Source organism: Lutibacter oceani (assembly GCF_003384935.1).
Taxonomy (GTDB): domain Bacteria; phylum Bacteroidota; class Bacteroidia; order Flavobacteriales; family Flavobacteriaceae; genus Lutibacter; species Lutibacter oceani.
The window spans coordinates 1,144,730-1,161,641 of sequence record NZ_QTTQ01000009.1 but is presented as its reverse complement, the minus strand read 5'-3'; the positions used below and the strand labels follow the sequence as shown (position 1 = coordinate 1,161,641).

The following is a 16,912-nucleotide window of genomic DNA, read 5'->3' as shown; positions in this document are numbered from 1 at the left end:
AGACCACTTTCCAGTAGTCTTTTAAAATCTTTTTTTAATTAAAAATTTAAATTATTTTTAGTAAATAATAACTTTTTTTACCGCGTTGTAACAACACAAATTTATCAGCAATTAAATCATCTGAAGTAATTACAAATTCTTCATTTACTTTTTCTTTGTTAACTGATATTGAATTTTCCTTTAAAGCTCTTCGTACTTCTCCATTAGATTTTAAAAATCCTGTTTCAGAAAAAGCCGGAACTATTTCCAAACCCTTTTCAACAACCGCACGTTCAACCTCAGCTTGAGGCACACCATCAAAAACATCTAAAAATGTTTGTTCATCCAGGCTCTTTAAGTCATTAGCTGTTGATTTTCCAAATAAAATATTTGAAGCTTTTATAGCATTTTCGTAAGCTTCTTGTCCGTGAGTCATAACTGTTACTTCCTCACCAATTGCCTTTTGAAGTATTCTTAAATGTGGTGCCTCTTTATGTTCCGCAATCAATTTTTCAATAGTTTCCTTATCTAAAAAAGTAAATATTTTAATATACTTTTCGGCATCTTCATCAGAAGAATTTAACCAATATTGGTAGAATTTATAAGGAGAAGTTCTGTTAGCATCTAACCATACATTTCCTCCAGCAGTTTTCCCAAACTTAGATCCATCAGCTTTGGTAATTAGTTTGCAGGTTAACGCATAGGCTTTACCTTGTGCTTTTCTTCTAACAAGTTCTGTACCTGTTGTAATATTTCCCCATTGGTCTGAACCTCCCATTTGAAGCACACAATTTTTTTCTTTATACAGATGGTAAAAATCGTATCCTTGAAATAACTGATATGTAAATTCTGTAAAACTCATTCCTGCTTGAGAATCTGATCCTAAACGTTTTTTTACAGAATCTTTTGCCATCATATAGTTAACCGTTATATGTTTACCTACATCACGAACAAAATCGATTAATGAAATGTTTTTCATCCAATCGTAATTATTTACCAATTCGGCCTTGTTTTCAACCGTACTATCAAAATCTAAAAATCGTGCTAACTGACCTTTTACACCGGCAACATTTTTATTTAATGTTTCTTCGTCCAATAAGTTTCGTTCATCAGATTTTCCAGAAGGATCACCAACCATACCTGTTGCTCCACCAACTAAAGCAATTGGATTGTGTCCTGCTTTTTGAAAGTGCATTAAAATAATTATTGGGACCAAACTTCCAATATGCAAAGAGTCAGCTGTAGGATCAAACCCAATATAACCAGTAGTTTTATTTTTTAATAAATATTCTTCAGTTTCAGGCATAATATCATGTAACATGCCTCTCCAACGTAGTTCTTCAACAAAATTCATTTCCAAATTTTTAAATTTCAGCAAAGATAAAATTTTACTTTGTAGAAATAACTTTAAATAAACATTTTTGTTACATTCGTTTTATGATATTAGTTACAGGTGGAACAGGTTTAGTAGGCTCTCATTTATTGTATCAACTTTCTTTGGAAAATGATACGGTAAAAGCGATTTATAGAAAAAAAAGCAATTTACAAGCTGTAAAAAATGTATTTAGCTATTTTTCTGAAGATTTTGAAATGTTATTTAATAAAATACAATGGATTGAAGCAGATATTACAGATGTTATTACATTAGAAATTGCTTTTAAAAATGTTACAGAAGTATACCATGCCGCGGCGTTGGTTTCATTCAACCCTAATGATTATAAGAAATTGCGAAAAATCAATATTGAGGGCACTGCAAATATTGTAAATTTTAGCATTGAAAATAACATTCGGAAACTCTGCTTTGTTAGCTCTATTGCCGCTGTTGGAAAATCAATACATAAAAAACCTATTGATGAAACCAATGAATGGGACATTGAAAAAAGTAATTACGGGTATGCCATTTCAAAATATGGCGCTGAAATGGAAGTTTGGCGTGCTTCTCAAGAAGGAATTCCAGTTATTATTGTTAATCCGGGTGTTATTTTAGGTGCTGGGTTTTGGAAAAACGGATCGGGAAAAATATTTGATAAAATTTACAAAGGCTTTAAATTTTATTCTGAAGGAATTACCGGTTATGTTTCAGTAAATGATGTAGTAAAAACAATGCGGCTTTTAATGAAAAGCGATGTGCAAAACGAGCGTTTTATTTTAGTTGCAGAAAACAATAGTTTTCAAGATATATTTACTAAAATTGCTATAAATTTCAATAAAAATATACCCTCTATAAAAGTGACAAAATTAATGAGTGAAATTGGCTGGAGAATTGAAAAGGTTAAATCATTTTTAATAAAAAAACCTCCATTACTAACAAAACAATCATCAAAATCAATTCACCAAAAACGTTATTTTTCTTCTGAAAAAATAAAAAACACCCTGGATTTTAAATTTCAACCTATTTCAACAAGTATTAATGAAGTCTGTAAATTTTATCTGAAAGATTTATAAAAATATGTCAAATTATATATTTACTTCACAACGGTTAGGATTTAGAAATTGGGAAAAATCTGATTTCAAAAAAATGGCTGAAATAAACTCAGATAAAGAAGTTATGAAATTTTTCCCTAAAACACTTTCTGAAACTGATACTGTATTATTTATTAAAAAAATGCAACAACAATTTATTGAAAAAAGGTTTTGCTATTTTGCAGTTGATACAATTAAAAATAATGAGTTTATTGGTTTTATTGGACTTTCTGAACAAAATTATGATGCTGACTTTACTCCTTGTATAGATATTGGTTGGAGACTACATAAAAAAGCATGGAATAAAGGTTTTGCAACTGAAGGCGCAAAAAAGTGTTTAGAATATGCTTTTACACATTTAAATTTAAATGAAATATATGCTATTGCACCAAAAATTAATATAGTTTCAGAAAATGTAATGAAGAAAATAGGATTAAAAAAAGTTAAAAATTTTATGCACCCTTTACTTTTGGAATCTGAAAACTTAAAAGATTGTGTTTTATATAAAATAGAAAACCACTAATTATTTTTTAATTTTAGATTTAAATATTGGTTTTGTAATGGGTTTATTAATTCCTTCAACTCTTTTAATTGAGTCCTCAATTTTTTTTGTAACAGTTTCTATTGAATCTTTAAGCTTTTTTTCTTTTTTATAAACCTCATTTAAAGTTTCTAAACGTACTTGAACCTCGTTTAAAATATCATCATAATCATCTACCTTAGAGGTATAATAATAATTACTTTCCTTAAACTGTGTGCTATCAATTTTATACTTTTCAAAAACCAATGGAAAGTAATTTACATTTCTTTTTAAATCAATATTTTTAGTTGTTTGAGCATTCATAGCTATAAAAAGATCGGTTAATAAATCAACCATTTGATCTTTTGGAATCAAGTTATCCGGTTTTTTTAAAATTGTATTACTAGTACAATTCAACAATAAAAAACTAATAAGTACTATGTAAATAAATTTATTCATTTGTTCTATTAAACAACAATCTTTTGCCTTTTATTGTATCATTAAATTTTCCGTTATTATAAATAAGGTTTCCATTTACAAAAGTATGTGTAATTTTTGAATAAAAAGTTGTGCCTTCAAAAGGAGACCAACCACATTTATACAAAATATTATCTTTTTTTACGGTCCAAGGTGAAGCTATATCAACTAAAACCAAATCAGCATAAAATCCTTTTTTTATAAATCCTCTTTTTTCAATTTTGAAAATAATAGCAGGATTATGACACATTTTTTCAACTATTTTTTCTATTGAAATTTTATCGTTTCTGTATTCCTTCAACATTGCTGGTAGCGCATGTTGAACCAATGGACCACCGCTAGGAGCTTTTGTATATACTTGCTTTTTTTCTTCAATTGTATGTGGCGCATGGTCTGTTGCAATTACATCAATTCTATCATCAAGCAATGCTTTCCATAAACCTTCTTTATCTTTTTCAGTTTTTACTGCCGGATTCCATTTTATTAATGTTCCTTTTGATTTGTAATCTCTATCATCAAAGGTTAAATGATGTACACAAACTTCTGCTGTAATTTGCTTTTTCTCTAAAGGTATTTTATTTGTAAAAAGCTTGGTTTCTTTTTCAGTTGATAAATGAAACACATGCAAACGTGCACCTGTTTTTTTTGCCAATTCAATTGCCTTTGAAGATGATAAATAACAAGCTTGTTCGCTTCTAATTTTAGGATGCATTTCAATAGGAATGTCATCTCCATATTCCTTTAAATAAGTTTCTAAATTAGCTTTTATAGTTGCTTCATCTTCACAATGTACTGCAATAAGCATTTTTGTTGAAGAAAAAATCTTTTCCAAAACAACAGCATCATCAACCAACATATTTCCTGTTGAAGATCCTAAAAATAATTTTATTCCTGCAACATTTGTTGGATTTGTTTTTAACAACTCGTCCAAATTATCATTTGTTCCACCAAACATAAAAGAATAATTTGCATAAGACGTTTTTGAAGCTGTTTCAAACTTTTTTTCCAGTAATTCTTGTGTAGTTGCTTGCGGAACCGTATTTGGCATTTCAATAAATGAAGTAATTCCTCCAGCTACCGCAGCTTTACTTTCTGTTTCAATAGTTGCTTTGTGAGTAAGTCCTGGCTCTCTAAAATGCACCTGATCGTCTATTACTCCAGGAATTAAAAATTTTCCTTCAGCATCAATAACCACAGTATCAGAAGATTTTGAACTTATTGAGATATCAATATCTACAATATATTCACCATCAATTAATACATCGCCTTCAAATATATTACCCTCGTTAACAATTTGAGCGTTTTTAATAAGTGTTAACCCCATATTTTTCTCTTTCTTTATTTTGGCAATCCTTGCATTCTCATTTTAATGACACCAAAAATAGCTTCTGAAATTATTGATCCACTCATTTTTGATGTTCCTCTTTTTCTATCAGTAAAAATTATAGAAACTTCTTTATGCTTAAAATTGTGTTTCCAAGCTTTAAATTTCATTTCAATTTGAAAAGCATACCCCACAAATTTAATTTTATCTAAATCTATACTTTCCAAAACTTTACGTTTGTAACAAACAAAACCAGCTGTGGTATCAAAAATTGGTATTCTTGTTACAATTTTCACATATTTTGAAGCAAAGTAAGATAAAAACAACCTTTTAATATCCCAATTTACTACATTTATTTTATTGTTTAAATACCTTGAACCTATTGAAAAGTCAGCACCATCTTCAGCACAAGCTTTATACAATTTAATTAAATCTTTTGGATTATGAGAAAAATCTGCATCCATTTCAATAATAAAATCATAATTTCTTTCTAAAGCCCACTTAAAACCATGTATATAAGCGGTCCCTAAGCCTTTTTTTTCAGTTCTTACTTCTAAATATAATTGTTGAAACTCCTTTTGCAATTCGCTTACAATATCTCCAGTTCCATCTGGAGAATTATCATCAACAATTAAAATATCAAACTGTTTTTTTTGACTAAATACTGCTCTAATAATTGATTCAACATTTTCCTTTTCATTAAAAGTTGGTATTATTACTAATGTATTTGACATATAGAAAAATTATGCGGCAAAGATAAAACAAATTATTACTAATTTTGCCTTAAAATTTTATCATTGATTAATGATTGGTGCAGAAAAAATAACTATTTTAAATAACGACTGGATTACTTTTGTTTTTTTAATAATTCTTTCAATTTTAACAATTGAAAAATTTTTATTTGAAAATAGATTGCTAAAGACAAGTTCCTTTTTTTTTAAGAAAAAGAACATGCTTTCCTATTTTAATAAAGAAAAAAATATTTTCTTCAACCTTTATCAAATACTTTTTTTTATTGTTCAGCTTTTAACTATTGCTTTATTGTTATATTATTTAAATGGATTTTTAGGTTTAAAAATTGGCTTTGCAGGTTTAAAATTATATATAGCAATTGCTATAGGAGTAAGTTTGTATTTTGCTTTTCGTTTATTAACTGGAATTTTTCTAGCTTTCATTTTTGATATAAAATCCGTTCATCAAAAAATTTCATTTCAAAAAATAAGTTATTTTAATAACTTGATTTTATGGATATTACCCCTATTAATCTTATCTACTTACACAAAACAATTTGATGATTTAATTTTTAAAATAACGCTTGCTGTTTTTCTTTTTCTATTAATAATAAGGTATGGTCTTTTACTAATAAATAATAAAAAGTTGATATTTAATAACTTGTTTTATTTTATTTTGTACCTTTGCGCACTTGAAATAGTACCTATAGTAATTATTTTAAAACTAACGATTTAAAGACAAAATTGAAGTTTATGAAAGTGAAAACAATTTTGGTTTCTCAGCCAGCTCCCAAGACGGAAAATTCTCCATATACAGATTTAATAGAAAAGCAAAAAGTTAAAATTGATTTTGTGCCTTTTATTCATGTTGAAGGAGTTTCTGCAAAAGAAGTTAGAACTCAAAAAATTGATTTAAGAAGCTATACAGCCATTATTTTAACTAGTAGAAATGCTGTTGATCACTTTTTTAGAGTTGCAGAAGAAATGAGATTTACTGTGCCAGATACTATGAAATATTTTTGTCAATCTGAAGCAGTTGCTTACTATTTGCAAAAGTATGTAGTTTATAGAAAACGTAAAATTTATGTTGGCCAACGTACTTTTCCGGAATTATCTAAAATTATTAAAAAATATAAAGATGAAAAGTTTCTTTTACCTTCATCTGATAAATTAAAAGACATTGTTCCTGAAACTTTAAATGAACTTGAAGTTAATTGGACTAGAGCTATTTTATTTAAAACTGTTGTAAGTGACTTATCTAATTTAGAAAATGTATTTTATGATATTTTGGTTTTCTTTTCCCCTTCAGGAATAGATTCCTTATTTCAAAATTTCCCTAATTTTCAGCAAAATAATACTAGAATTGCCGTTTTTGGAAATTCAACAGTAAAAGCTGCAACAGAGGCTGGCTTAAAATGTAATATTGAAGCACCAACTCCAGAAACACCTTCTATGACTATGGCTTTGGAAAAATATATTTTAGAAGTAAACAAAAAATAGTTTATAACATTACCTATAAAAAAACCGAGTCTAAAACTCGGTTTTTTTTATGCAAATAAATTTGCGTAAATATCTTCAACTTTAGTAACCCGAACAATTTTAATACTATGGTTTTTTGAACTTATTTTATTAAATTTTGAAATGAATATTTTATTAAAACCAAGTTTTTCAGCCTCTAAAATTCTTTGTTCCACCCGGTTTACCGGTCTAATTTCGCCTGCCAAACCTATTTCTGCAGCAAAACAAAAATCTTGAGGAATGGCCTCATCTTCATTTGAAGATAAAATAGCACTTATAACTGCTAAATCAATAGCTGGGTCATCAACTTTAATTCCACCGGCTATATTTAAAAAAACATCTTTTGCGCCTAGTCTAAAACCAGCTCGTTTTTCTAATACAGCTAACAACATATTTAATCTTTTTGTATCGTAACCTGTTGCTGAACGTTGGGGTGTACCGTAAACAGCAGTACTTACTAATGCCTGAACCTCTATCATTAAAGGTCGCATTCCTTCTAAAGTTGCCGCAATTGCCGTACCACTTAAATCGTCTTCTTTTTGAGAAATTAATATTTCAGAAGGATTATCAACTTCACGTAAACCAATACTTTGCATTTCGTAAATTCCAAGTTCAGCAGTAGAACCAAAACGATTTTTACTGGCTCGTAAAATACGGTATGTATGATTTCTATCTCCTTCAAATTGCAATACTACATCCACCATATGTTCCAAAATTTTTGGTCCTGCTATATTTCCATCTTTAGTAATATGACCAATTAAAAGTACTGGTGTGGCAGTTTCTTTTGCAAATTTTATAAGTTCAGCCGTAGTTTCCCTTATTTGTGAAATAGAACCTGGTGAGGCTTCAATATATTCCGTATGTAGGGTTTGAATTGAATCGATTACAACAACTTCTGGTTGTACTTCTTCGATGGCTCTAAAAATATGTTGTGTATTTGTTTCGGTTAAAATTAAACAGTTGGTATTTTTAATTTGAAGTCGCTCAGCACGCATTTTAATTTGCGACTGACTTTCCTCCCCTGAAACATATAATACTTTTTTTGGAATAGCTAATGCTATTTGTAATAATAATGTAGATTTTCCAATACCGGGTTCACCGCCTAAAAGTGTCATAGAACCTTTAACCAACCCTCCTCCTAAAACTCTATTTAACTCGTTATTTTTAGTTGAAATCCTATCTTCTTTATCCAATTGGATTTCATTTATTTTTAAAGCTTTATTTGTTTTTTTTACTGAAGCGGTTTGTTTCCAGTTTCTTTTTTCTTCTTTCTGAATAACTTCTTCAACAATAGTATTCCACTCTTTACAAGAAGTGCATTGTCCTAACCATTTTGCATATTGCGCACCACAATTTTGACAAAAAAAAGAAGTTTTTGTTTTAGCCATTTTTATAAAAATTGAAAAAGTAAATATATAAAGAAATACCTATTTCTCGAGGTATTTATTATAAATTGGAATTAATATTAATGAAAGACTTCCAAATAAGATTACCATTATGGTTTGAGCTGTCCACATAATCCATCCAAAAGCTAATGCAGGATTGTGCTCTACTTTATACAAAACCAGTGCACCAGCAACAAGTAATGGATAAGTTCCTAAACCTCCATTTGTTAATGCCATACTTAAACCTCCTACAACAAAGCCAACTATTATTGCTGCAAAAGGTAAGTTGGTAGTTTCCGGTAAAGCAAAAGTTACTGCATAAAACATAAGTACATACATTACCCAAATAAAAATAGTGTGAAATATAAATTCCCACTTCTTTTTCATGGTAAAAATACTCTTAGCTCCATCAATTAACCCGTTTACAAAAGAAATTACCTTTATTATAAATGGATTTTTAGATTTTTTTAAAAATCGATATATAAAAAACCCAACTAAAGGCAATACAACAAAAACAACTATTTTATAATAAATACTACTAGATTGGTCTTCTTTAAAAATATAACTACTTATTAATTCTGTTTGAAAAAAGAAAGCAACACCAATAATTAAAAGCAAAATAATTACATCGGCAACTCTTTCAGCTACAATAGTTCCAAAGGCCTTTTCAAAAGGAATATTTTCATACTTTTTTACACTTGCAGCTCTTGCAAACTCACCAGATCTTGGTATAAATAAATTTAGTAAATAGGCAATTAAAACTGCCATAATACTATTAGCAAATCTGGGTTTATAACCTAAAGGTTCCAATAAAAATTGCCAACGATATGCTCTGGACAAATGACTTAATATTCCGAAAATTAAAGAAACTAAAACCCACCAATAATTAGCCGTTTTAAAGGAGGTTTTTATAGACTCAACATCAGAAGGTGATAGTTTTGACAAAGAGTACCAAATTAAAAATACTCCCAAGGCTATTGGGAGTATTAAAAAAACTGTTTTTTTAATTTTTTTATTCAAACTTATGTTAACGAATTATCGTTTTCATTTGGAAAAATTAGTGTTGGCTTAAATGATTTTGCTGTTTCAAAATTCATAATACCATAAGAAATTATAATTACTATATCTCCTTTTGCCACTTTACGAGCTGCAGGACCATTTAATGTAATTTCTCCACTTTTTCTAGGACCAGGAATAGCATAAGTTTCAAGGCGTTCACCATTGTTAATATTAACAATTTGTACTTTCTCTCCCTGAATAATATTGGCAGCATCCATTAAGTCTTCATCTATTGTTACACTACCAATATATTGTAAATCGGCTCCGGTAACCTTAACTCTGTGAATTTTTGATTTTACTACTTCTATTTGCATGGTGCAAAATTAATAATTTTGTGTTAATGTATTCATGTTTATAAACTTATATTATCAATAAGTCTAATTTTTCCAGCAAAAACAGCTATAAACGCTCTGTATTTTTGCTTAGGATCTTTGTTTTTAATTGTTAAAAGTGTGTTTTCTTCAGCAATTTCAAAATATTCTAATTCTAATAAAGGCTGTTTTTTAAACTCACTTTCAACCCAACTTACAACTTCTGATGCATTTTTTGTGCCAAACTTAATTTTTGCTTCTTTAAGAGTTTTAAATATAAATGGTGCAACCTTTCTATGCTCATTTGTCAGCCTGGCATTTCTAGAGCTCATTGCCAAACCATCTTCTTCTCTATAAATATCACAACCAACAATTTTAACAGGAATTTGGTGCTTTTTCACCATATTTCTAATAATTTGCAACTGCTGAAAGTCTTTTTCACCAAAATAAGCTTTTGTAGGTTTCACAATTTCAAACAAACGCTTTACAATTGTTCCTACTCCATTAAAATGTCCATCTCTAAATTTCCCTTCCATTTGAAATTCCAATCCATCAAAATCAAACGCTTGAGATTTTATATCATTTGCATAAATTTCATTTGCTGCTGGTGCAAAAACAATATCGCAATAAACTGATTTTAGCAGCGATAAATCCTTATCAATAGTTTTTGGATAATTGATTAAATCTTCTTGCTTATCAAATTGAGTTGGGTTTACAAAAATACTAACAACAACAATGTCATTTTCCTTTTTTGCTTGATGTATTAATGATAAATGTCCTTGATGAAGCGCTCCCATAGTTGGCACAAAACCAACAGAAGTTCCTTTTTTTAAAGATTCTATTTTTTGTTGAACAGATTTTATTTTAGCAAAAACTAACATGTGTATTTGTTAATAAACGTTAAAAGCGTGCAAACTTACATTTTTCAAGCCAAAATCTACATAAATTTTCGTAATTTTGCATAATCTTTAAAATAAAGGATTGGATTATGAAAGATAAGAGAGTTTTAGTTGTTTCATCAGAAGTTGTTCCTTACTTACCTGAAAATGAATTATCAACAACTTCGTTTGAAGCTGCAAAAATGATTCATGGTAAAGGTGGGCAAACACGTATTTTTATGCCACGTTACGGTTTAATTAATGAAAGAAGGCATCAACTACACGAAGTTATTCGCTTATCTGGTATGAATCTGGTTATTAATGATATGGATATGCCTTTAATTATTAAAGTTGCATCTATTCCAAAAGAAAGAATGCAGGTTTATTTTATTGATAATGATGAATACTTTAAGCGTAAAGCATTGTTTTCGGATGAAGATAACAAACTATTTAGTGATAATGATGAAAGAGCAATATTTTTTGCTAAAGGTGTTGTAGAAACCGTAAAAAAATTAAACTGGTCTCCAGATATTATCCACGTACATGGCTGGATGGCTTCACTTTTACCTTTATATATTAAGGAATTTTATAAAAACGATCCATTATTTACTGACAGTAAAATTGTAACATCGCTTTATAATAATGGGTTTGAAGGTTCCTTAAGTAAGGATTTTAGTAAAAAAATAATGTTTGATAACATTGACGCATCAAAAATTGAAACTATCTCCAATCCAAACTATACAAATATTTTAATAAATGCTGTTGAAAATTCTGACGCAGTAATTAAAGCAAGTGAAAACCTTCCTGATGATTTATTAGAATATTTAAAAACAAGTGATAAACCTGTATTAGATTATTTTCCTATTGAAGAATTTGATAATGCATATACAGAATTTTATTTAAATAGTGTTTTATAGTTTAATCTTAACAATTATTAATTTATAATATGACAACAAAAGTTGTAAGTACATTTAAATACTTAGGGATATTTTCTTTAGTATTTTTTACAATCATTTCTTGTGAAAAAGAAATTGAAAATATTGGAGTAAATCTAGTAGATAATAATAAATTTAATACTAATAGCTTAATATCTGAAGTTATAACTTCAAATGAAAACATTGATAAAGTACCTGCAAATATATTACCACAATATTTGCTTGGAGTTTATGCTGATGAAGAATTTGGAAAATTAAAAGCTTCAATTGTTACCCAACTTACACTGCCAACATTTGGTGAAACTTATGTGCTAGGCTATGGAAATAATGCTTTAATTGATTCTGTAATTATAAATATTCCATATCAATCAACTAGAGAAACTGAAGATTATTCTGATGGAAAACCAAAGTTTTCAATAGATTCAGTTTTTGGAGATGCCGATGTTGAATTTAAATTAAGTGTTTTTGAACTAAAAACCTTTTTAAACACACTAGACCCAGAAGACCCTTCAAAAAATGCTGTTTATTATTCTGATAAAGAATTTCAAAAAGGTGATACACCATTTTATTCAAATAACTTTAAAATAAATGCTAACGATACTGTTACATATATTAAAAGATATTTAAACGATGGATTAACAATGTATGATACCGATACCATTCAACAAGACGACTTAAGCCCTTCAATTAACATTCCTTTAAATGAAGAATTAGTAAAGCAACTTTTTGTAGATAACCCAGGAAATACTGAGTTTGTGAATAGCGAAAATTTTGCCCATTTTTTCAGAGGATTTTATATTGAAGCAAGTGAATTGGCTAATGAACAATCTCACTTAATTTCGTTAAATATGTCTTCAGCTAAAATGACCATTTATTTTTCTAAAGATCAAGATGAAGATACAGATGAAGATTTAAATGGAAATGGTACAACAGGAGAACAAGGTGTTAGAACCAAACATCAATACAATTTTCCATTTGGAAGTATAAAATCAAATGTATTTAACAGAGATTACACAAATTCTAAACTCTCTGGAGATGAAAGATTATACCTTCAAGGTGCTGCAGGATCAATTGCTACGGTAGAATTATTTTCAAATGAAGATATTTCAGAACTTAGAAACAATAATTGGTTAATAACAGATGCGAGTTTAACTGTTTATGTAGATCAAAATGCATCAACCAACGAAATTCCAGAACAGCTTTTTATCTATAATTATGATGACCACACACAACTTTTGGATATGATTTCAGAAGGAATTGCAATGGTTGGTGGCGATTTAGAAAGAGACGAAGACGGAAATCCTTATAAATATGAATTTAAGATTACCGATTATATTTCTGAATTATTAAAATCTGATGATCCTGTTGATTTAGTTAAACTTGGTATAAAAGTATATAATTCTTCAGATGATCCAACAAGTATTACAGATCTTTTAATAAAAAATTATAGTTGGAATCCTAAAGGTGTTGTTTTATTTAACAATAATGTAAACGCTGGAGATAACAGAATTAAACTTGAAATTTCTTATACAGATTTAAACAATTAAAATTTAGCTTTTTATGTGTGGAATTACTGGGTATTTAGGATTTAGAGAAGCATATCCAATAGTTATTAATGGTTTACAGCGATTAGAATATAGAGGCTATGATAGTGCCGGAATAGTTTTAACTTCATCTGAAAATAAATTAAAACTATTTAAAACTAAAGGTAAAGTATCCGATTTAAAAAAAATTGCAAAAAAAAACAATACCAATGGTCATTTAGCTTTAGGCCATACACGTTGGGCAACTCACGGTGTTCCAAATAATGTAAACTCACATCCACACATATCAAATACAGGAAATTTAGTTATTGTTCATAATGGGATTATTGAAAACTATGATACCATTAAAAAAGAACTTATTAAAAGGGGATACACTTTTAGTAGTGATACTGATACCGAAGTTTTAATTAATTTAATTGAAGAAGTTCAGCTAAAAAATAATTGTAAATTAGGTAAAGCTGTTCAATTAGCACTTACAAATGTTGTTGGAGCATATGCAATTGCAGTTTATGATGTTAACAACCCAAATGAAATAATAGTTGCACGTTTAGGAAGTCCTTTAGCAATTGGTATTGGCGATGATAATAAGGAGTTTTTTGTAGCTTCAGATGCATCACCATTTATTGAGTATACTAAGGATGCTATTTACCTTGATGATGAAGAATTAGCAATTATAAAACTTGGAAAAAGCATTAGAATTAGAAAAATAAATGACGATTCTTTTGTTGAACCCAATATTCAAGAGTTAAAACTTAATTTAGAACAAATAGAAAAAAGTGGTTACGATCACTTTATGCTAAAAGAAATACATGAACAACCTCATGCAATTTCAGATACATACAGGGGTAGACTTTTAGCAGATAAAGGCATTATAAAAATGGGAAGTGTAGATAATAACATTACCAAATTTTTAAATGCTAAACGTATAATAATAGTTGCTTGTGGAACCTCATGGCATGCTGGTTTAGTTGGTGAATACCTTTTTGAAGATATTGCCCGAATTCCTGTTGAAGTAGAATACGCATCAGAATTTAGATATAGAAATCCAATTATCAACAAAAATGATATTGTAATAGCCATTTCTCAATCTGGGGAAACTGCTGATACACTAGCTGCAATTAAACTTGCAAAATCTAAAGGTGCTTTTGTATTTGGTATTTGTAATGTTGTTGGTTCATCAATTGCAAGAGAAACAGATTCTGGCGCTTATACACATGCGGGTCCTGAAATTGGTGTGGCATCAACAAAAGCATTTACAACACAAATAACAGTACTTTCATTAATTGCTTTAAAACTTGGACACTTAAAAGGAGAACTCTCAAATTCTAAGTTTCATAATTACCTGCAAGAATTAAAGTTAATCCCTTCAAAAGTAGAGGAATTGTTAAAAATTAATACTGAAATTGAAAAAATAGCCGCTATTTATAAAGATGCTCCAAACTGTTTATACTTAGGAAGAGGTTATAATTTTCCAGTTGCCTTAGAAGGTGCTTTAAAATTAAAAGAAATTTCATATATACACGCTGAAGGCTATCCAGCAGCAGAAATGAAGCACGGTCCAATTGCTTTAATTGATGAATCTATGCCAGTTATAGTAATTGCAACAAAAAAAGGACATTATGAAAAAGTTGTTAGCAATATTCAAGAAATAAAATCTAGAAAGGGTAAAATTATAGCCATTGTTACTGAAGGAGATGTTTTGGTGAAAGAAATTGCAGATCACGTAATTGAAATTCCAGAAACTGAAGAAGCTTTTTCACCTTTATTAAGTACAATTCCGCTACAATTATTATCCTATTATATAGCCGTAATGAGAGGTTGTAATGTAGATCAGCCAAGAAATTTAGCGAAATCCGTTACAGTGGAATAATAGTTACAACATAAAAATCCAGTTTAAACTGGATTTTTTTATGCTATAACATCGTGTATCATTGTATGATTTCCTTGATTCCAACTTGTTAAAATATCGGTAGCTACTTGCGCTCCACTTCCTGCTGCAATAGCATACTGACTTCTCCAACCTGCTAAAACTCCAGCAACAAAAATACCTTCTGTAACTAAATGATTACTGTTTTTAAGCATAATTTTTTCTTTTTGAGCAGGAATACTTTTATGAGGAACAACATATTGCATTAACCCTTCAATTGCAAACATATTAGATGGACCAACAGCAACTACAACTGTAGTGGCAACATATTCATTTTTATTTGTTGTTACAATAATATTTGGAGATTCTCCAGTAACTGATAAAACTTTTTCCTTATCAATTTGAACTACATCAGGATATAAATCTGTTAATTGATTCAACCCTTCTTTAAGAACATCAGCACCTTTTGTTCCTTTTTTAAAACCCAATACATTGTTTAATTCGGCAGTATTTAATGCAGAACTTTTTTGATGGGTAATAATTCCTATTCTTTTACCTTCAGCAAATGGTTTCCCCTTTGCAGATCCTAAAATTAATGCACAAGATAACCCTGCTGCACTTCCTCCAATAATTAAAACATCAAAAGAATTCATAATTTGTTTTTTTAAGAGATTAATCCTTGAATATTAGATGCAAATAATTTAACTGCTATAGCTAAAAGAATTACCCCAAATATTTTTCTAATAATTAAAATACCATTTTCACCTATAAATTTACCTAATTTATTAGATGTTTTAAGCACTATATACATAAAAATCATATTTATAATTATTGCAATAACAATGTTAATGGTTTCAAACTCCGCCCTTAAGGAAAGTAAGGTTGTTAAACTACCTGGGCCAGCAATTAATGGAAAAGCCAATGGAAAAATAGAAATGGTTCTAGCATTAGTTTCTTCCTCTTTATAAAGCGATATTCCTAGAATCATTTCTAAAGCAATAAAAAATAAAATAAAAGCCCCTGCAACTGCAAAAGAATTTACATCAATACCTATTAAATTTAAAATACTTTTTCCTAAAAACAAAAATGCAATCATTATTATTCCAGCAATAATAGAGGCTTTTTCAGAATGAATATGACCAAATTTATCGCGTAAATCAATAATTATTGGAATATTTCCAATAACATCTATTACAGCGAATAACACCATTGTTCCAGTAATTATTTCTTTAATATCAACTAACATATACTTCTATTTTAATTTAAGGTCGGCAAAAGTAGATAAACCTTATTTATAAATACCAAAATTAGTGTAAAAAGTTTATTTTTGCCAAATGTTTCAACTAGGAAAAACAATCGTTTCTGAAGATATTATCGAAAAAGATTTTGTCTGTAATTTAAATGCCTGTAAAGGTAAATGTTGTATTGATGGTGAGGCTGGAGCACCATTAGAAGAAAACGAACTGCAAATTTTATTGGATATATACCCAAGAATAAAGCCATTTTTAAGAAAAGAAGGCATAGAAGCTATTGAAAATCAAGGGCTTTTTATTACTAATGAAGGAGAATATGAAACTCCTTTAATTAATGATAAAGATTGTGCTTATGTTATTTTCGATAAAAATAATACCGCAAAATGTGGAATTGAAGAAGCCTACAATCAAGGAGTAATTAAATGGAAAAAGCCAATATCTTGTCATTTATATCCTGTCCGACTCATGGAATATAGCGAGTTTACTGCTGTAAATTACCATAAATGGCCAATTTGTGATGACGCTTGTGTTTTAGGAAAAGAACTTCAAGTTCCTGTATATAAATTTGTAAAAGAGGCACTTATTAGAAAATTTGGAAAAAACTGGTATGCAGAACTTGAAAAAGTTGCTGATTCATTTAACACTTAACATTTTTTTATAATTAAATG

18 protein-coding genes are annotated in these 16,912 nt (G+C 29.0%); 8 read left to right on the top strand and 10 right to left on the bottom strand.

Going from position 1 to position 16,912, the window contains the following annotated elements; all coding sequences use genetic code 11:
- Positions 1 to 46: 46 nt before the first annotated feature.
- Complete coding sequence (gene tyrS, locus BX611_RS05125; RefSeq protein ID WP_115878739.1) at positions 47 to 1,333, bottom strand: tyrosine--tRNA ligase; 1,287 nt, start codon at positions 1,331 to 1,333, stop codon at positions 47 to 49.
- Between the two features lie 83 nt (positions 1,334 to 1,416).
- Between tyrS and BX611_RS05120 the strand changes: the two genes are divergently transcribed.
- Entirely contained in the window at positions 1,417 to 2,424 is a 1,008-nt protein-coding gene (locus BX611_RS05120; protein WP_115878737.1) for an NAD-dependent epimerase/dehydratase family protein, read from the top strand.
- A 4-nt stretch (positions 2,425 to 2,428) separates the two neighbouring features.
- Positions 2,429 to 2,965, top strand: a complete 537-nt coding sequence (locus BX611_RS05115; protein ID WP_115878735.1) for a GNAT family N-acetyltransferase — start codon at positions 2,429 to 2,431, stop codon at positions 2,963 to 2,965.
- On the opposite strand, the gene BX611_RS05110 is transcribed toward BX611_RS05115, so the two are convergent.
- The 3 genes from BX611_RS05110 to BX611_RS05100 all read right to left on the bottom strand — a co-directional run bounded on the left by BX611_RS05110 (position 2,966) and on the right by BX611_RS05100 (position 5,497).
- Positions 2,966 to 3,337, bottom strand: a complete 372-nt coding sequence (locus tag BX611_RS05110) for a DUF4296 domain-containing protein (protein ID WP_181897233.1) — start codon at positions 3,335 to 3,337, stop codon at positions 2,966 to 2,968.
- Positions 3,338 to 3,413: 76 nt separating this feature from the next.
- A complete protein-coding gene (locus BX611_RS05105; protein ID WP_115878731.1) occupies positions 3,414 to 4,763 on the bottom strand; it encodes a dihydroorotase in 1,350 nt (449 codons plus the stop codon).
- 14 nt (positions 4,764 to 4,777) lie between these two features.
- The gene (locus BX611_RS05100) at positions 4,778 to 5,497 is read right to left on the bottom strand and encodes a polyprenol monophosphomannose synthase (protein WP_115878729.1); all 720 of its coding nucleotides are present in this window, start codon (positions 5,495 to 5,497) and stop codon (positions 4,778 to 4,780) included.
- Between the two features lie 70 nt (positions 5,498 to 5,567).
- Between BX611_RS05100 and BX611_RS15295 the strand changes: the two genes are divergently transcribed.
- Both BX611_RS15295 and BX611_RS05090 read left to right on the top strand, forming a co-directional pair.
- Positions 5,568 to 6,230, top strand: a complete 663-nt coding sequence (locus BX611_RS15295; RefSeq protein ID WP_115878727.1) for a DUF4271 domain-containing protein — start codon at positions 5,568 to 5,570, stop codon at positions 6,228 to 6,230.
- Between the two features lie 17 nt (positions 6,231 to 6,247).
- Positions 6,248 to 6,994, top strand: a complete 747-nt coding sequence (locus BX611_RS05090) for a uroporphyrinogen-III synthase (protein ID WP_115878725.1) — start codon at positions 6,248 to 6,250, stop codon at positions 6,992 to 6,994.
- A 47-nt stretch (positions 6,995 to 7,041) separates the two neighbouring features.
- Here BX611_RS05090 and radA read toward each other — a convergent pair whose 3' ends face one another.
- From radA to panC, 4 genes are read right to left on the bottom strand one after another with little or no spacing between them, the layout of a single operon-like run.
- Positions 7,042 to 8,400, bottom strand: coding sequence for a DNA repair protein RadA (gene radA / locus BX611_RS05085; RefSeq protein ID WP_115878723.1), 1,359 nt, complete (start codon positions 8,398 to 8,400; stop codon positions 7,042 to 7,044).
- Between the two features lie 39 nt (positions 8,401 to 8,439).
- The gene (locus BX611_RS05080) at positions 8,440 to 9,417 is read right to left on the bottom strand and encodes a lysylphosphatidylglycerol synthase transmembrane domain-containing protein (RefSeq protein ID WP_115878721.1); all 978 of its coding nucleotides are present in this window, start codon (positions 9,415 to 9,417) and stop codon (positions 8,440 to 8,442) included.
- A 2-nt stretch (positions 9,418 to 9,419) separates the two neighbouring features.
- Positions 9,420 to 9,770, bottom strand: a complete 351-nt coding sequence (panD, locus tag BX611_RS05075; protein ID WP_115878719.1) for an aspartate 1-decarboxylase — start codon at positions 9,768 to 9,770, stop codon at positions 9,420 to 9,422.
- Between the two features lie 38 nt (positions 9,771 to 9,808).
- On the bottom strand, positions 9,809 to 10,648 hold the full coding sequence (gene panC / locus BX611_RS05070; protein WP_115878717.1) for a pantoate--beta-alanine ligase: 840 nt from the start codon (positions 10,646 to 10,648) through the stop codon (positions 9,809 to 9,811).
- A gap of 107 nt (positions 10,649 to 10,755) precedes the next feature.
- Between panC and BX611_RS05065 the strand changes: the two genes are divergently transcribed.
- The 3 genes from BX611_RS05065 to glmS are packed head-to-tail and all read left to right on the top strand — an operon-like array spanning position 10,756 to position 14,994.
- Positions 10,756 to 11,562, top strand: coding sequence for a glycogen/starch synthase (locus BX611_RS05065; protein WP_115878715.1), 807 nt, complete (start codon positions 10,756 to 10,758; stop codon positions 11,560 to 11,562).
- A 29-nt stretch (positions 11,563 to 11,591) separates the two neighbouring features.
- Positions 11,592 to 13,127 carry a DUF4270 domain-containing protein gene (locus BX611_RS05060; RefSeq protein WP_115878713.1) on the top strand — a complete coding sequence of 512 codons (1,536 nt, stop codon included), beginning with the start codon at positions 11,592 to 11,594 and terminating at the stop codon, positions 13,125 to 13,127.
- A gap of 13 nt (positions 13,128 to 13,140) precedes the next feature.
- Positions 13,141 to 14,994, top strand: coding sequence for a glutamine--fructose-6-phosphate transaminase (isomerizing) (gene glmS / locus BX611_RS05055; RefSeq protein ID WP_115878711.1), 1,854 nt, complete (start codon positions 13,141 to 13,143; stop codon positions 14,992 to 14,994).
- Positions 14,995 to 15,032: 38 nt separating this feature from the next.
- Here the strand turns inward: glmS and BX611_RS05050 are convergent, their stop codons facing one another.
- Both BX611_RS05050 and BX611_RS05045 read right to left on the bottom strand, forming a co-directional pair.
- Complete coding sequence (locus tag BX611_RS05050) at positions 15,033 to 15,644, bottom strand: FAD-dependent oxidoreductase (RefSeq protein WP_115878709.1); 612 nt, start codon at positions 15,642 to 15,644, stop codon at positions 15,033 to 15,035.
- A gap of 11 nt (positions 15,645 to 15,655) precedes the next feature.
- Positions 15,656 to 16,237 carry a MarC family protein gene (locus tag BX611_RS05045; RefSeq protein WP_115878707.1) on the bottom strand — a complete coding sequence of 194 codons (582 nt, stop codon included), beginning with the start codon at positions 16,235 to 16,237 and terminating at the stop codon, positions 15,656 to 15,658.
- An 88-nt stretch (positions 16,238 to 16,325) separates the two neighbouring features.
- Between BX611_RS05045 and BX611_RS05040 the strand changes: the two genes are divergently transcribed.
- The gene (locus BX611_RS05040; RefSeq protein WP_115878705.1) at positions 16,326 to 16,892 is read left to right on the top strand and encodes a DUF3109 family protein; all 567 of its coding nucleotides are present in this window, start codon (positions 16,326 to 16,328) and stop codon (positions 16,890 to 16,892) included.
- The last annotated feature ends 20 nt before the right edge of the window (positions 16,893 to 16,912 follow it).

Coding starts and splice junctions, on each gene's coding strand:
- tyrS (WP_115878739.1), bottom strand. CDS start 1,333: ATGAATTTTGTTGAAGAACTACGTTGGAGAGGCATGTTACATGATATT.
- BX611_RS05120 (WP_115878737.1), top strand. CDS start 1,417: ATGATATTAGTTACAGGTGGAACAGGTTTAGTAGGCTCTCATTTATTG.
- BX611_RS05115 (WP_115878735.1), top strand. CDS start 2,429: ATGTCAAATTATATATTTACTTCACAACGGTTAGGATTTAGAAATTGG.
- BX611_RS05105 (WP_115878731.1), bottom strand. CDS start 4,763: ATGGGGTTAACACTTATTAAAAACGCTCAAATTGTTAACGAGGGTAAT.
- BX611_RS05100 (WP_115878729.1), bottom strand. CDS start 5,497: ATGTCAAATACATTAGTAATAATACCAACTTTTAATGAAAAGGAAAAT.
- BX611_RS15295 (WP_115878727.1), top strand. CDS start 5,568: ATGATTGGTGCAGAAAAAATAACTATTTTAAATAACGACTGGATTACT.
- BX611_RS05090 (WP_115878725.1), top strand. CDS start 6,248: ATGAAAGTGAAAACAATTTTGGTTTCTCAGCCAGCTCCCAAGACGGAA.
- radA (WP_115878723.1), bottom strand. CDS start 8,400: ATGGCTAAAACAAAAACTTCTTTTTTTTGTCAAAATTGTGGTGCGCAA.
- panD (WP_115878719.1), bottom strand. CDS start 9,770: ATGCAAATAGAAGTAGTAAAATCAAAAATTCACAGAGTTAAGGTTACC.
- panC (WP_115878717.1), bottom strand. CDS start 10,648: ATGTTAGTTTTTGCTAAAATAAAATCTGTTCAACAAAAAATAGAATCT.
- BX611_RS05065 (WP_115878715.1), top strand. CDS start 10,756: ATGAAAGATAAGAGAGTTTTAGTTGTTTCATCAGAAGTTGTTCCTTAC.
- BX611_RS05060 (WP_115878713.1), top strand. CDS start 11,592: ATGACAACAAAAGTTGTAAGTACATTTAAATACTTAGGGATATTTTCT.
- glmS (WP_115878711.1), top strand. CDS start 13,141: ATGTGTGGAATTACTGGGTATTTAGGATTTAGAGAAGCATATCCAATA.
- BX611_RS05050 (WP_115878709.1), bottom strand. CDS start 15,644: ATGAATTCTTTTGATGTTTTAATTATTGGAGGAAGTGCAGCAGGGTTA.
- BX611_RS05045 (WP_115878707.1), bottom strand. CDS start 16,237: ATGTTAGTTGATATTAAAGAAATAATTACTGGAACAATGGTGTTATTC.
- BX611_RS05040 (WP_115878705.1), top strand. CDS start 16,326: ATGTTTCAACTAGGAAAAACAATCGTTTCTGAAGATATTATCGAAAAA.